General features: G+C 59.4%; 12 protein-coding genes. 8 read left to right on the forward strand and 4 right to left on the reverse strand.

The window, feature by feature from the left end; translation table 11 throughout:
* Positions 1-16: 16 nt before the first annotated feature.
* From BWI95_RS10305 to BWI95_RS10315, 3 genes are read left to right on the forward strand one after another with little or no spacing between them, the layout of a single operon-like run.
* Positions 17-961 (forward strand): ABC transporter permease, encoded by a 945-nt coding sequence (locus tag BWI95_RS10305; protein WP_023479449.1) that lies wholly within the window; start codon positions 17-19, stop codon positions 959-961.
* Positions 961-1,836: an ABC transporter permease gene (locus BWI95_RS10310; protein ID WP_023479468.1), complete on the forward strand. Its 876-nt coding sequence runs from the start codon at positions 961-963 to the stop codon at positions 1,834-1,836. Before BWI95_RS10305 ends, BWI95_RS10310 begins: the two co-directional genes overlap by 1 nt.
* A gap of 9 nt (positions 1,837-1,845) precedes the next feature.
* Positions 1,846-3,447, forward strand: coding sequence for a gamma-glutamyltransferase family protein (locus BWI95_RS10315; protein WP_076769431.1), 1,602 nt, complete (start codon positions 1,846-1,848; stop codon positions 3,445-3,447).
* Positions 3,448-4,004: 557 nt separating this feature from the next.
* On the opposite strand, the gene BWI95_RS10320 is transcribed toward BWI95_RS10315, so the two are convergent.
* Complete coding sequence (locus BWI95_RS10320; protein ID WP_023478982.1) at positions 4,005-4,775, reverse strand: amidohydrolase; 771 nt, start codon at positions 4,773-4,775, stop codon at positions 4,005-4,007.
* Positions 4,776-4,884: 109 nt separating this feature from the next.
* Positions 4,885-7,332 (reverse strand): acyl-CoA dehydrogenase FadE, encoded by a 2,448-nt coding sequence (gene fadE / locus BWI95_RS10325; RefSeq protein WP_076769432.1) that lies wholly within the window; start codon positions 7,330-7,332, stop codon positions 4,885-4,887.
* Positions 7,333-7,569: 237 nt separating this feature from the next.
* Here fadE and lpcA point away from each other — a divergent pair, with 237 nt between their 5' ends.
* The gene (gene lpcA, locus BWI95_RS10330; protein WP_023479022.1) at positions 7,570-8,151 is read left to right on the forward strand and encodes a D-sedoheptulose 7-phosphate isomerase; all 582 of its coding nucleotides are present in this window, start codon (positions 7,570-7,572) and stop codon (positions 8,149-8,151) included.
* A 141-nt stretch (positions 8,152-8,292) separates the two neighbouring features.
* Positions 8,293-9,060 (forward strand): class II glutamine amidotransferase, encoded by a 768-nt coding sequence (locus tag BWI95_RS10335; protein ID WP_023478998.1) that lies wholly within the window; start codon positions 8,293-8,295, stop codon positions 9,058-9,060.
* Here BWI95_RS10335 and dpaA read toward each other — a convergent pair.
* Positions 9,031-9,768, reverse strand: coding sequence for a peptidoglycan meso-diaminopimelic acid protein amidase (dpaA, locus tag BWI95_RS10340; RefSeq protein ID WP_023479016.1), 738 nt, complete (start codon positions 9,766-9,768; stop codon positions 9,031-9,033). The two genes, BWI95_RS10335 and dpaA, sit on opposite strands and share 30 nt — an antisense overlap.
* A 350-nt stretch (positions 9,769-10,118) precedes the next feature.
* Here dpaA and dinB point away from each other — a divergent pair, with 350 nt between their 5' ends.
* From dinB to prfH, 3 genes are all read left to right on the forward strand, one after another.
* On the forward strand, positions 10,119-11,174 hold the full coding sequence (dinB, locus tag BWI95_RS10345; protein WP_054804049.1) for a DNA polymerase IV: 1,056 nt from the start codon (positions 10,119-10,121) through the stop codon (positions 11,172-11,174).
* 207 nt (positions 11,175-11,381) lie between these two features.
* Positions 11,382-12,521, forward strand: coding sequence for an RNA ligase RtcB family protein (locus BWI95_RS10350; RefSeq protein ID WP_054804050.1), 1,140 nt, complete (start codon positions 11,382-11,384; stop codon positions 12,519-12,521).
* Positions 12,518-13,132, forward strand: coding sequence for a peptide chain release factor H (gene prfH / locus BWI95_RS10355; RefSeq protein WP_054804051.1), 615 nt, complete (start codon positions 12,518-12,520; stop codon positions 13,130-13,132). The genes BWI95_RS10350 and prfH overlap by 4 nt, the downstream gene beginning before the upstream one ends.
* A 41-nt stretch (positions 13,133-13,173) precedes the next feature.
* Here prfH and pepD read toward each other — a convergent pair whose 3' ends face one another.
* A complete protein-coding gene (pepD, locus tag BWI95_RS10360) occupies positions 13,174-14,631 on the reverse strand; it encodes a cytosol nonspecific dipeptidase (RefSeq protein ID WP_076769433.1) in 1,458 nt (485 codons plus the stop codon).
* Positions 14,632-14,785 lie beyond the last annotated feature (154 nt).

Below are 14,785 nucleotides of genomic sequence, written 5' to 3' on the forward strand. Positions count from 1 at the left end.
GCCGTAAGGAGAGACCATGCTGGAACTGATTTGCAAACGCCTGATGCTCGCGGTGCCAACCCTGCTGCTGGTGAGCATGATGGTGTTCGGGTTGCAGAAGCTGCTGCCCGGCGATCCGATCACCGCCATGCTCGGCGAGGAGCGCGATCCGGCGGTGATCGCCCATCTGCGCGCGGAGCTGAACCTGGATGCACCGATTCCGGTGCAATATTTCCACTGGTTGACCCGCGCGTTGCAGGGGGATCTTGGCGTCTCCTTACGTACGCAGGAGCCGGTGACCCATCTGATTGCGGCCAAGCTGCCGGTGACGCTGGAGATGTCGCTGCTGGCGATGATCATCGCGCTGCTGGTCGGCATCAGCATGGGCATCCTTGCGGCGGTGAATAAGAACAGCTGGATCGATCACGGCACCAACTTCGTCGCCATCTCGGGGATTTCGGTGCCGCACTTCTGGCTGGGGATTTTGCTGATCCTTATCTTCTCGGTCAATTTGCAGTGGCTGCCCGCTTCCGGCTTTGTGCCCTTTGCGGAGGATCCGCTGCAAAACCTGCGCACGCTGCTGCTGCCGTCGCTGGTGCTCGGCACCGGCCTTGCGGCGACGCTGATGCGCCACACCCGCGCGTCGATGATTGCGGTGCTGAAAGCCGATTATATCCGTACCGCCCGCGCCAAAGGACTGTTACCGAAAGCGGTGATTATGAAGCACGCTTTTCGTAACGCGCTGGTGCCGGTAATCACCCTGACAACGCTACTGTTCGGCGAGTTACTCGGCGGGGCGGTGCTCACCGAGCAGGTGTTTACCATTCCCGGCTTCGGCAAGATGATTGTCGATTCCGTCTTCAACCGCGACTACGCGGTGGTGCAGGGCGTAGTGCTGGTGGTGGCGATCGGTTTTCTTGCCCTCAACCTGCTGGCCGACGTGCTGTATGTGTTGATCAACCCGAAAATGCGGAGCGAATAATGGCGGAACTCACCTCTGTCGGTGCGGCGGCTACGCTGCCGCGCAATGAAAACCGGGTGCTGAAGAAATTTCTCGCCAATAAAAGCGCGGTGCTTGGCGCGGTGATTGTCGGCATCTTTGTACTTATCGCACTGCTGGCACCGTGGATCGCACCGTTTGATCCGGTCAAAGCCGATTTTCTGGCGGTGCGTAAAGCCCCCTCGGTGCTCCACTGGTTTGGCACCGATGAGCTGGGGCGCGACATCCTCTCGCGCATGGTATGGGGCGCGCGCACCTCGCTGCTGGCGGGCTGTGTCTCGGTGGTGATCGCCGTGGTGATTGGCGTGCCGCTCGGCCTGCTGGCCGGGTATTTTCAGGGGATGTGGGATGGGGTGATTTCGCGCTTTATCGAAGCGCTGCTCGCCTGCCCGTTTCTGATTATGGCGATTGCCCTCGGCGCGTTTCTCGGCCCAAGCCTGACCAACGCGATGATCGCCATTGGCCTCTCGGCGATGCCGATCTTTGCCCGCCTGACGCGCGGCCAGGTGATCGCTATTCGCAATGAAGAGTATATCGACGGCGCGCGCGCCATCGGCCTGCCGGACCGCTGGATCATCGTGCGCTATGTGCTGCCCAACGTGATGTCGCCGATTCTGGTACAGGCCACGCTTGCCATCGCCTCGGCGATCATTACCGAAGCGAGTCTCTCGTTTCTCGGCCTCGGGCAGCAGCCGCCATACCCCTCCTGGGGCGCAATGCTTAACACGGCAAAAGGGTTCCTCGAGCAGGCGCCGTGGATGTCGATTTTTCCCGGTGTGGCGATCTTCCTCACCGTGCAGGGATTCAATTTACTCGGCGACGGGCTGCGCGACGCGCTCGATCCGCGCCACGACTAAGGAGTTTGCATGACTAAAGCGATTGATTTTAGCGTCGGTTACGCCTCACGCCGCGCGCCGATGATTGGCCAAAACGCGGTGGCAACGTCGCAGCCGCTGGCGGCGCAGGCCGGAATGCGTATGTTGCAGCAGGGCGGTAACGCGGTGGATGCGGCGATTGCCGCGGCGATGGCGTTAACAGTGGTAGAGCCGACCGGCTGCGGCATCGGCAGCGATGCGTTTGCCATCGTCTGGGATGGCAAAGAGCTGCACGGGTTGAACGCCTCTGGCCGCTCGCCCGCCAGCTGGCATGCGGATCTCTTTGCCGGTCTTGACGCGGTACCGGAGATTGGCTGGGATGCGGTGACGGTGCCCGGCGCGGTCTCTGGCTGGGTGGCGCTGGCGGAGCGCTTCGGCACGCTGCCGCTCACCACACTCGCGCAACCGGCAATTGAGTATGCCCGTAACGGTTTTCCCGTCTCGCCGCTGATTGGCCATCTCTGGCAGCGCGGCTATGACAAGCTGAAAGATCAGCCGGGCTTTAGCGAGTGCTTTGCCCCTGAAGGCCGGGCGCCGAAAATCGGCGAGATCTTCCGTAACCCGGCGCAGGCGCGCACGCTGGAGCTGATTGCCGAGACTAATGGTGAAGCCTTCTATCGCGGCGAGCTGGCGCAGAAGATCGCCGCCTTTGCAAAGCAGCACGGCGCGCACCTGAGCGAAGCGGATCTGGCGAATCATGAAGCCAATTGGGTCTCGCTGCTGTCGCGCGACTTTGCCGGTGGATCGGTGCAGGAGCTGCCGCCGAACGGGCAGGGGATTGCGACGCTGATTGCCCTCGGCATTCTCGAACAGTGCGATATTGGCCGTTACGATCCCGATTCGGTGCAGTCGCTGCATCTGTCGATTGAGGCGATGAAGCTGGCGCTGGCGGATCTCGATCGCTATATCGCCGATGAAGATCACCTCGAGTTTGCCGCTGACCTGCTGCTCAGCGACAGCTACCTGAAAACCCGTGCGGCGCTGATCGACCCTGATAAAGCCTCTGACTTTGTCTACGGTTCGCCGACGCAGAGCGGCACGGTCTATCTCTCAACGGCTGATGCCAGTGGCATGATGGTGTCGTTTATTCAGTCCAACTTTATGGGCTTTGGCTCGGGCGTGGTGGTGCCGGAGACCGGAATTAGCCTGCAAAACCGCGGCTGCGGCTTTGTGCTCGATCCGAAACACCCGAATGCGCTGGCGGGCAGTAAGCGCCCGTTCCACACCATTATTCCCGGTTTTGCGATGGGGGCAGACGGCAAGCCGCTGATGTCTTTTGGCGTTATGGGCGGGCCGATGCAGGCGCAGGGGCATATGCAGATGGCGCTGCGCATTATGCAGCACGGGCAGAACCCGCAGGCGGCGATTGACGCTCCGCGCTGGCGCGTGGTGCGCGGGCGGGAGGTGATTGTTGAGTCGACCTTCTCGCACAATGTGATCGCTGCGCTGCGCGATCGCGGGCATCAGATTACCGTCGAGGATCCGCAGGCGGGGTACAATTTCGGCGGCGCGCAGGTGATTTACCGGATGCCGGAGGGGCAGTATGTTGCCGCCACCGAGAGCCGCAAAGATGGGCAGGCATTGGTGAGTTAAGGGAGCTCCGCTCCCGGGCATTAATACCGCGGCACCGATTGCCGGATGGCGGCATACAAACCAGCGCCGTTCCCGTAGGCCGGATAAGCGTGTAACGCGCCATCCGGCATTTTATCAGCGGTAATATTGCCGGATGGCGGCTTCGCCTTATCCGGCCTACGCGGTTCCAGCTGCGACTGTTTTTCATTGGGCGTCCATCTTACAGCGGTGGTGTTGAACCCCGCTGAAATCGGCGAACCGAAGCGTGAATGACAAGGTCTGGACGCCATGGATGGCGGACAGAGGCGAACCGAGACAGGGAGCGAATCCCCGTAGGGGTGAGCAAGTCGAGTCGAGCCGGCCGCAGTCAGGCACGCGGGAGGTGAGCGCAGTGCGCAGCACCGATTTCCTCGCGGGGCCGCGGGGATTGACAAGGGGGGAGCGGTCCCCCCCTTGTCCCGTTCACCGCATAAGAGGTCAATGAAACCCCACCACGTATGGTGAACGGGACCCTTCCACCAATGCCACATGTCAGGCTCATTGCCGGATGGCGCGTAAACGCTTATCCGGCCTACGAATTATTCCAGAGTAAAGGGATCGGCGTCCTGCCAGGCGGGGAACTGGGTGCGGTACTCTTTCAGCGCGGTGAGTGACATCTCGGCGTCGATGCGCGTTGCCAGGTGCGCGTCGGCGCTGGCGACGATCTCCCCCTGCGGGCTAATCACCCGGCTGTCGCCGCGGTAGTGGTGACCATTCCCATCGCTGCCAACGCGGTTACAGCCTGCCACCCAGGCCTGGTTCTCAATCGCGCGGGCCAGCAGCAGCGACTGCCAGTGCAGGGAGCGCGGCGCAGGCCAGTTAGCGACATAGAGCAGCAGATCGTACTCATCGCGGTTGCGCGACCAGACCGGAAAACGCAGGTCGTAGCAGACCAGCGGCATAATGCGCCAGCCGCGCCACTCGAATATCACGCGCGTCTCACCCGGCTGATAGTGGTGGTGCTCATCCGCCATGCGGAAGAGATGGCGCTTATCGTAAAAATGCACTTCGCCCTGCGGCTCGACCAGCAAAAAGCGGTTCACCGCTCCGCGATCCGTTTGCAGCGCCGCGCTGCCAGCGATCAGCGCGTTAGTCTGCCGCGCTTTATCACGCATCCAGCTCACCACCTCTTCCTGCGATAACGACCGCGTGGCGGCCTCCATCGCAAAGCCGGTGGTGAACATCTCCGGCAGGACAATTACATCGCGCCCGCTAATCCCTTCCAGTTGCACATCAAAATGGCGCAGGTTCGCCGGGCCATCCATCCACGCCAGCGGTTGTTGTAACAGCGTAATTTTTAATCCAGGCACAATCGCGACTCTCCATCAGACAGCATCGGCACACTGTAGCACGCCAAAAAACGAAAAAAACCCGCAGGGTTGCGGGTTTTGTCGAAGGAGGAGGGGAGCCGTCAGGCGCTTAGGCGGCTTCGGGCTTGCGCAGCTTTTCCGGCGTGTGGATCACCGGTTGTGTCGCCAGCGCATCCGGCTCAAAGTCATCGACGTTGATGGTGCGCAGACGGCTCGCTTCCGCTTTAATCAGCAGCGCCGCTTCATCCTGGTTAATCAGCCCGCTTGCCAGCGCCTGGTTAGCCAGATCGTCCAGACGGGTAAACGGCAGATTTTTACCCAGCGATTTACAGATGCGCTGATGGATCGGGTCGGCAGCCATTACATCAACCAGCGCCTCTTCCAGCAGCCCGACCGGGTTGTGCTCGCTCGGGGTCAGGTATTGACCGCGACCGATGCGCGAACGGGTAGCGTTTGGCGTTTGCAGGATCTTCGCCACTTTATGATCAAGCCTGTCGGACGGCGCACGGTAGTGGCGGCCGGTCGGGAAGATGACAAAGCTCATCATGCCCGCGACGAGACGGTTCGGGAAGTTCTCCAGCAGGTCGACCATCGCTTGCTCAGCCTGATAGAGCGCATCCTGCACGCCCCAGTGCACCAGCGGCAGATCTGCTTCCTGGCGACCTTCATCGTCGTAGCGCTTCAGCACCGCCGAGGCGAGGAACAGTTGGCTTAACACATCACCCAGACGGGCGGAGATGCGTTCGCGGCGTTTCAGGCTACCGCCGAGCACTGCCATTGAGATATCCGACAGCAGCGCCAGGTTGGCACTCAGGCGGTTCAGGTGTTGGTAGTAACGTTTAGTGGCATCCCCGGTCGGTGAGGCGCTGGTTAAACCGCGCGTCAGGCCGAGCCACAGGCTGCGCATCTCATTACTGCCGACATGGCCGATATGTTTAAACAGCAGCTTATCGAACGCATCAACGTCGTTGTTCTGCGCGGCGGCCATCTCTTCCAGTACATACGGATGGCAGCGAATTGCCCCCTGACCGAAGATCATCATCGTACGGGTGAGGATGTTAGCGCCCTCAACGGTGATGGCGATCGGCGCGCCCTGGTAAGCACGGGCGAGGAAGTTGCCTTCGCCGAGCATAATGCCTTTACCGCCGGCAATATCCATCGCATCGATGATTGCCTGCTGACCACGGTGGGTACAGTGATATTTCACAATCGCCGACAGCACCGCCGGTTTTTCGCCGAGCATAATGCCGTAGGTGATCAGCGACGCCGCGGCGTCCATCACATAGGCGTTACCGGCAATACGCGCCAACGGCTCTTCGATACCTTCCATCTTGCCAATCGCCACTTTGAACTGACGGCGAATGTGGGCGTAGGCACCAATGCCCAGCGCGACCGATTTCACGCCGCCCGTTGAGTTGGAGGGCAGGGTGATGCCGCGACCAACGGAGAGACACTCCACCAGCATACGCCAGCCCTGACCGGCCATTTTCGGGCCGCCGATGATGTAATCAATCGGTACAAAGATATCTTTTCCGCGCGTCGGGCCGTTCTGGAACGGAACGTTAAGCGGGAAGTGACGACGACCAATCTCCACGCCCGGCGTCGAGGTCGGGATCAGCGCACAGGTAATGCCCAACTCTTCCGCGCCGCCCAGCAGTTTGTCCGGGTCGGAGAGTTTAAATGCCAGGCCAAGCACGGTGGCAATCGGCGCCAGCGTAATGTAGCGCTTGTTCCAGGTAAGACGCATGCCGAGCACCTGCTCGCCCTGCCACTCGCCCATGCAGACCACGCCGGTATCGGGAATAGCACCCGCATCGGAACCCGCTTCCGGGCTGGTCAGCGCAAAGCAGGGGATCTCTTGCCCACGCGCCAGGCGTGGCAGGTAGTGATCTTTCTGCTCCTGCGTGCCGTAGTGTTGCAGCAGTTCGCCCGGGCCTAAGGAGTTAGGCACGCCGACGGTGATCGACAGAATGCCGGAGACGCCGGAGAGTTTTTGCAGCACGCGGGATTGCGCATAGGCAGAGAACTCCAGCCCGCCGTACTCTTTTTTGATGATCATCGCGAAGAAGCGGTGCTCTTTAAGATAGGCCCACAGCTCCGGCGGCAGATCGGCCATCTCATGGGTGATCTGGAAGTCGTTCGCCATGCGGCACGCTTCTTCAACCGGGCCGTCGATAAAGGCCTGCTCTTCTGCGGTCAGGCGCGGCTGCGGGTAGTTGTGCAGCTTTTTCCAGTCCGGGTTACCGCGAAACAGATCGCCTTCCCACCAGGTGGTACCTGCGTCGATGGCCTCTTTTTCCGTGCGCGACATCGGCGGCATCACTTTGCGGAAACCGCGGAACACCGGCGCGGAGATAAAGGATTTACGCATCGGCGTGAAGTTGAGCGGCAGGAGGATAAGCGCCACCGGCACCAGCATCCAGAGAGACCAGATGCCCGCCAGCCCAAGGGCTGCGGTCCATGCCAGCAGGATCACGCTGCTGAGCAGCAGATTAACGCGGTGATAGAAGAGCACACCGAGCAGAACGAGCGTTGCGACAATACTCAAAATCATCATAACGAAAAGCTCCCTTCTTGTAGGAGGTCTGACCACTTGTGATGTATTGTTTGTAGTGGATGTCATTTCTTTTAGCAATGTGTTTACAAAATAATTACAACCTGGTTCACATTGTTGAGGTCGTTTTGCGCACGGAAAATGAAAACGGCGGCGGGAGCGGCGGCTTTAGCTTCTCGGCTGAAAGCCTATCCGGTACACTGCGCAGTGTTATTTACATTTATGCTGAAGGATATCCTCATGTACCAGGATCTTATTCGTAACGAACTGAACGAAGCGGCGGAAACGCTGGCGAATTTCTTGAAAGATGAAGCCAATATTCACGCTATTCAGCGCGCGGCGGTGCTGCTGGCCGACAGCTTTAAAGCCGGTGGCAAAGTGTTGTCCTGCGGTAACGGCGGCTCGCACTGCGACGCGATGCACTTTGCGGAGGAGTTAACCGGGCGCTACCGTGAAAACCGTCCTGGCTACCCGGCGATCGCCATCTCTGACGTCAGCCATATCTCCTGCGTCAGCAACGACTTCGGTTACGACTATGTATTCTCCCGCTATGTGGAAGCCGTTGGCCGTGAGGGCGACGTGCTGCTGGGGATCTCCACCTCCGGTAACTCTGGCAACGTGATCAAAGCGATTGCCGCGGCGCGTGAGAAGGGGATGAAAGTGATCACCCTGACCGGTAAAGATGGCGGCAAAATGGCCGGCACCGCGGATATCGAAATTCGCGTTCCGCACTTTGGCTATGCCGATCGCATTCAGGAGATCCATATCAAAGTGATCCATATCCTGATTCAGCTGATCGAAAAAGAGATGGTTAAGGCGTAAAGCAGGCTTTTTATTTGCCCTGTTCAGCCTGGGCAGTGCTCAACGTTCCTGCGTGACTTCGCAGTTAATCGCGGCGCTGCCCGTGTCTGATGGGCGGCAACAATAACGCCTTCTCAGATTGAGGCGGTTGTGGAGGTGACTATGTGCGAACTGCTCGGGATGAGCGCTAATGTGCCGACCGATATCTGCTTTAGTTTTACCGGTCTCGTCCAGCGCGGCGGGGGAACCGGGCCGCATAAAGATGGCTGGGGTATTACCTTCTACGAAGGCAAAGGCTGTCGCACCTTCAAAGATCCGCAACCAAGCTACAACTCGCCCGTCGCCAAACTGGTGCAGGAGTACCCCATCAAGTCCTGCTCGGTGATTGCCCATATTCGCCAGGCGAACCGCGGCGAAGTGGCGCTGGAAAATACCCATCCCTTTACCCGTGAACTGTGGGGCCGCAACTGGACCTATGCCCACAACGGCCAATTAACGGGGTATAAATCTTTGCAGACCGGCAACTTCCGCCCGGTGGGGGAAACGGACAGTGAAAAAGCCTTCTGCTGGATGCTGCACAAGCTGACGCAGCGCTACCCGCGCACGCCGGGCAATATGGGGGCGGTGTTTAAGTATATTGCGACGCTGGCGCTGGAGCTGCGTGAGAAGGGCGTGTTCAATATGCTGCTGTCGGACGGGCGCTATGTGATGGCGTTCTGCTCCACCAATCTCTTCTGCATTACCCGCCGCGCGCCGTTTGGCGTGGCGAAGCTGCTGGATCAGGATGTGGAGATTGATTTTCAGCGTGAGACCACACCGAATGATGTGGTCACCGTGATTGCGACGCAGCCGTTAACGGCAAACGAAACCTGGCACAAGATTATGCCAGGCGAGTGGGCGTTATTTTGCCTCGGTGAGCGTATAGTTTGACGCCAGCTGCGGCTGCACGGAGGTAGCCAGCGGCTTGCTGACCACGTAGCGTCCATCCACCACGGCGACAATCGGCGGCTGGTGGGTGGCCGCGAAGTAGTCATACCCCGGCTTCAACTGCTTCCAGAAATCCGCGTAGGTCGAATATTTGTGACGCTGCATGTTCGCATCGGTCATGCGGAACGGATAGATATTCACCTGCACGCTCGGCTGGCCGAAAATCAGCGCTGCGGTAACAAACTGGAAGATCTCATCAATGCCGGTATCCGTCATGGCGTAGCAGCCGATGGAGACGCAGGCACCGTGAATCATCAGGTATTTGCCTTCATAACCGTGGGCGCGGTCAAAGTTGTTCGGAAAGCCAATATTGATAGCCTTATAGAAACGGCTGTCCGGCTTAAGCTGGCTGCGCTGTACCGAATAGAACCCCTCCGGGCTTTTAAAATCGCCCTGACGGCGTTTAGGCCCAAGGCCGCCGGAGTAGTTGCAGATTTTATAGCTGTCGAGCAGCTGATACTGTTCGCCCATCTTGACGTAGAGATCAAGGGTGCGCTCTTCTTTGAAGATCTGAATATAGACCGGTGACCCCATCAACTGCTGTTTAAAATCTTTGCTTACCGGCTTAGTGGCACTGTTGCTGCCAACCAGGCCAGCAAAGGAGACGCACGGGATCAGAAGCATCGCAATGAACAATGCGATTTTGCGCATACAACGTGTTTCCTTGATAAAACGGATACGACTTTGCCAGAACGGCAAAAGATGCCCAGAATTCGGACAATTCTGTTTTGAGCGCTAACCTTAGCACTCCGACATTTTTTCGCAAGCCCCGAATAGCGGTGATTCCGCGCCCGTCGATCCTGTTGATTGTCTTTTCGCCATCGCACAAAAAGTGTTCTGTTTTTCCTTTCAACCACCTGCGCAATTTGGCGACGGCTATTATGAAAGTAAATGCTGAGAATTAAACAGCAGATTGCCCTCTTTTCGGCGGTTTCTCGGCTGGCTTCTCATTTCGCTGGAACGTGCTGTATACTTATCCAGTGTTCTGTGAGGGTGTACGCATGCGCAAAATCATACATGTCGATATGGACTGCTTTTTCGCGGCGGTAGAGATGCGCGACAACCCGGCCCTGCGCGACATTCCGATTGCCATTGGTGGCAGCCGCGTGCAGCGCGGCGTCATCAGCACCGCCAACTACCCGGCGCGAAAATATGGCGTGCGCAGCGCGATGCCAACCGGAATGGCGCTAAAACTTTGCCCGCACCTCACGCTGTTACCTGGCCGTTTCGACGCCTATAAAGAAGCCTCCCGCCAGATCCGCGACATCTTCTCGCGCTACACCTCACTGATTGAACCCCTGTCGCTGGATGAAGCCTATCTTGATGTTACCGACAGCCCGCACTGCTACGGCTCTGCAACGCTGATGGCGCAGGAGATCCGCCAGACCATCTTTAATGAGACGCAGCTTACCGCCTCGGCGGGCATCGCGCCGGTGAAGTTCCTCGCTAAAATCGCCTCCGATCTCAATAAGCCCGACGGGCAATATGTGATTACCCCTGCGGAAGTGCCGGCCTTTCTGCGCACGCTGCCGCTGAGCAAAATCCCCGGCGTCGGCAAAGTCTCAGCGGCCAAGCTGGAGACCCTTGGGCTGCGCACCTGTGAGGATGTGCAGAGGAGCGATCTCGCCATGCTGCTTAAGCGGTTTGGCAAGTTTGGCCGCGTATTATGGGAGCGCAGCCAGGGGATCGATGAGCGGGAGATCAGCAGCGAGCGGCTGCGAAAATCGGTCGGCGTTGAGCGCACGCTGGTGGAGGATATTCATCAGTGGGAGGAGTGCGAGGCGATTATCGAGCGGCTCTACCCGGAGCTTGAGCGGCGGCTTTCGGTGGTAAAACCGGATCTGCGCATCGCCCGCCAGGGAGTGAAACTGAAGTTCAACGACTTTCAGCAGACCACCCAGGAGCATGTCTGGCCGTGTCTGAATAAAGAGGATCTGCTCGCCACTGCGCGTCAGGCATGGGATGAGCGACGCGGCGGGCGCGGCGTGCGGCTGGTTGGCCTGCACGTCACACTGCTCGATCCGCAGCTTGAGCGCCAGCTGGTGCTCGGGCTGTAACCCTACCAGAATTTGCGGTGGTAATTTCCCGCCCGCTTCTTTATCATCCCCGGCGTTTATTCATTCCCTATTAACTGCAAAGGAGGTTCACCATGACACACCATGCCCTGATTTCTCTTTGCAGACCTCTCCAGGCTTAATTCTTCAAAAACTTGCCCCTGGTTTCGTCTGCCAATTCCTTTTATTTCTCTACATATGGATTGGTATATGGGCAACTCTGTTTGTCATATCTCAGACGCGATCTCCTATATTGCGTCGGAAAACCTGTGGATCGAAGGTTCAGCGATCCAACAATTACACACCACTGCGGCACTGCCGGGTATGACGCGCGTCGTCGGCATGCCGGATCTTCACCCCGGCCGAGGCTACCCGATTGGCGCGGCCTTTTTCTCCACCGGGCGCTTCTACCCGGCGCTGGTCGGGAACGATATCGGCTGCGGCATGGCGCTGTGGCAGACCAACATGGTACGGCGCAAATATAACGCCGATAAGGTCGAAAAACGCCTCAGCGCGCTAGGCGATAGCGCCTCTGCCGACTGGCTGGATGAAGCGGTGCCGGATGCGTGGCAAAACCACCCTTGGCGCGCCGCGTTGGGATCGATTGGCGGCGGCAACCACTTTGCCGAGCTGCAACAGGTCGATAGCGTGAGCGATGCGGCGCTGTTCGCGCAAAGCGGCCTCGATGAGCAGCGCCTGCTGTTACTGGCCCACAGCGGTTCACGCGGGCTGGGGCAGCAGATTTTGCGCCGCCACGTCGACGCCTTCTCGCACGCCGGGCTGGTGGAGGGGAGCGACGCGGCTCGCCACTATCTTGCCGAGCACGATGACGCGCTTAACTTTGCCCGCATCAACCGGGCGCTGATTGCGCGGCGCATTCTCGATCATCTCAACGCCGATGGCGAAGCGCTGCTCGATGTGGCGCATAACTTCGTCGAAGCCTGCACCGTGGGCGGTGAAGCCGGTTGGCTGCATCGCAAAGGGGCGACGCCGGACGGGCAGGGCCTGGTAGTGATCCCCGGTTCACGCGGCGATCACAGCTGGCTGGTAATGCCGAAAGTGAGCGAGGTGAGCCTCTATTCGCTGGCGCACGGTGCGGGACGCAAATGGATGCGCACCGAGTGCAAAGGGCGCTTGTCCGGGAAATTCACCCCGGCGCAACTGGCACGCACACCGCTCGGCAGCCGGGTGATTTGCCGCGATCGGCAGCTGATCTATGAAGAAGCGCCGCAGGCGTATAAATCGGTTGAGAGCGTGCTTGAGTGCCTGGTCGACGCCGATCTGGTGACGCCGGTTGCGCGCTTGCGCCCGGTGTTAACCCTGAAAGTGAGCGGAGGGGCGGGCGAATGAGACTGTTGCAACTCTCCTCCGCGCAGGGGCCTGATGAGTGCTGCCTGGCAGTGGGTAAAGCGTTAGCGCGGCTGATGGAAGAGGCTGAGGCGCAAAAGGTGTCGCTGGCGGTGATCGAAACGGAAGCGGCGCGCCAGCCGGGCGCCTACCGCTCGGTGCTGGTCTCACTCGATGGCGAAAACGCGCAGGCGCTGAGTGCGCGCTGGTGCGGCACGGTGCAGTGGATCTGCCCGAGCCCCTATCGCGCCAATCATGCACGGAAGAACTGGTTTATCGGCGTGGCGGAGTTTATTCCGCAGACTGCCTTGCAGGATAGCGCCATCCGCTTTGAGACGCTGCGCTCATCCGGGCCGGGCGGCCAGCACGTGAATAAAACCGATTCCGCCGTGCGCGCCACGCATATTGCCACCGGCATTAGCGTAAAAGTGCAGTCGGAGCGCAGCCAGCATGCGAATAAGCGGCTGGCGATGCTGCTGATTTCACACCGGCTGGAGCAGGCGCAGGATGACGAGCGCGCGGCGCTTAAGTCGGAACGCAGGCTGTTTCATCATCAGATAGAGCGCGGCAACCCGGTGCGCACCTTTAAGGGGCCAGGGTTTAAGGCGCAGTAAAGGAAGGAAAATGTCCGCGCCGGGCGGCGCGGACAGCAGGCTTATTTAGCCGGGATAGATTTCAGCAGTTCGGTCAGCAGGGTCCAGTAGTGGCCCACGCTTTCGATATGCACTTGCTCATCCGGCGAGTGCGGGCCGGTAATGGTCGGCCCAATCGACACCATATCCATCTCCGGATAGGGTTTTTTGAACAGACCACACTCCAGACCGGCGTGGATAATCTGAATGTTCGGCATCTTGTTGAACAGACGCTGATAGGTTTCACGCACCAGCGCCATCACCGGCGACTGGGCATCCGGCTGCCAGCCCGGGTAGCCGCCCTTCGGCGCAGTTTTCGCACCGGCCAGCGCACCCAGCGATTCCAGCATGCTTACCACGTAATCTTTACCGCTATCGATCAGCGAGCGGATCAGGCAGATGATCTCAGCGCTGTCATCCTGCAACGTGACCACGCCGACGTTCAGCGAGGTTTCCACCACGCCTTTGGCGACGTCGGAGTTGCGGATCACGCCGTTCGGCGTGGCGTTCAGCAGGCGAACAAACGCATCGCGCGACTGCGCGGTCAGCGCCGCTTTGTCGCTGCTTACGCTATCGACCAGCACCACCAGATTCTTCTCTTTCGCTTCCAGCTCGTTTTTCAGGATCGCCTGGTACTCATCCGCCAGGGTTTTCAGCTGTGCGGCTTTATCCGCCGGCAGGGCGATCACGGCGAACGCTTCGCGCGGAATGGCGTTACGCAGCGTACCGCCGGTGAAGTCGAGCAGACGCAGATCCAGCTCAGCAGCATGAGCCGCCAGGAAGCGCGCCAGCAGTTTGTTGGCGTTGCCCAGACCTAAATGGATATCGGCGCCGGAGTGGCCGCCTTTCAGCCCTTTCAGCGTCAGTTTGACGGTTTCAAAACCGGCAGGCACCGCTTCGCGGGTCAGGGGCAGGGTAGTGATGAAATCGATACCGCCCGCGCAGCCCATATAGATCTCACCCTCTTCTTCAGAGTCGGTGTTGATCAGGATATCCGCCTGCAGCCAGTTCGCCTGTAAGCCGAATGCGCCATCCATGCCCGCTTCTTCAGTCATGGTCAGCAGCACTTCCAGCGGACCGTGTTGCACGGTGGAGTCTGCCAGCACCGCCAGCGCAGAGGCCATACCGATGCCGTTATCCGCGCCAAGCGTGGTGCCGCGCGCTTTCACCCACTCGCCGTCAACATAGGGGCGAATCGGGTCTTTGGTGAAGTCGTGTTCTGTGTCGTTGTTCTTCTGCGGCACCATATCGAGGTGCGCCTGCAGCACGACCGGCTTGCGGTTTTCCATCCCGGCCGTGGCCGGTTTGCGGATCAGGATATTGCCCACCTGGTCGCGCTCTGCGTGCAGGCCTTGCTCTTTCGCCCAGCCCATAATGTGTTCGGCGAGCTGTTCTTCATGGTAAGACGGGTGCGGAATAGAGCAGATTTTGGCAAAAATATCCCACAGCGGCTGCGGAGATAGTTGAGACAGTTCAGACACGATGAGTCTCCTTAAAAGCGCCTGCGAACAGGTTGCGTGCAGGTCGCGGGTTAGATAAACGAATCGCAAGACCCTCTTGCGAGATGCGGTTGAGAATACCACTTTATGGCGACAGCGCGAGCACGGGATTGGGGAAAAAGCGGCGGCGATGCCG

It is taken from the genome of Kosakonia cowanii JCM 10956 = DSM 18146 (genome assembly GCF_001975225.1).
Lineage (GTDB): Bacteria > Pseudomonadota > Gammaproteobacteria > Enterobacterales > Enterobacteriaceae > Kosakonia > Kosakonia cowanii.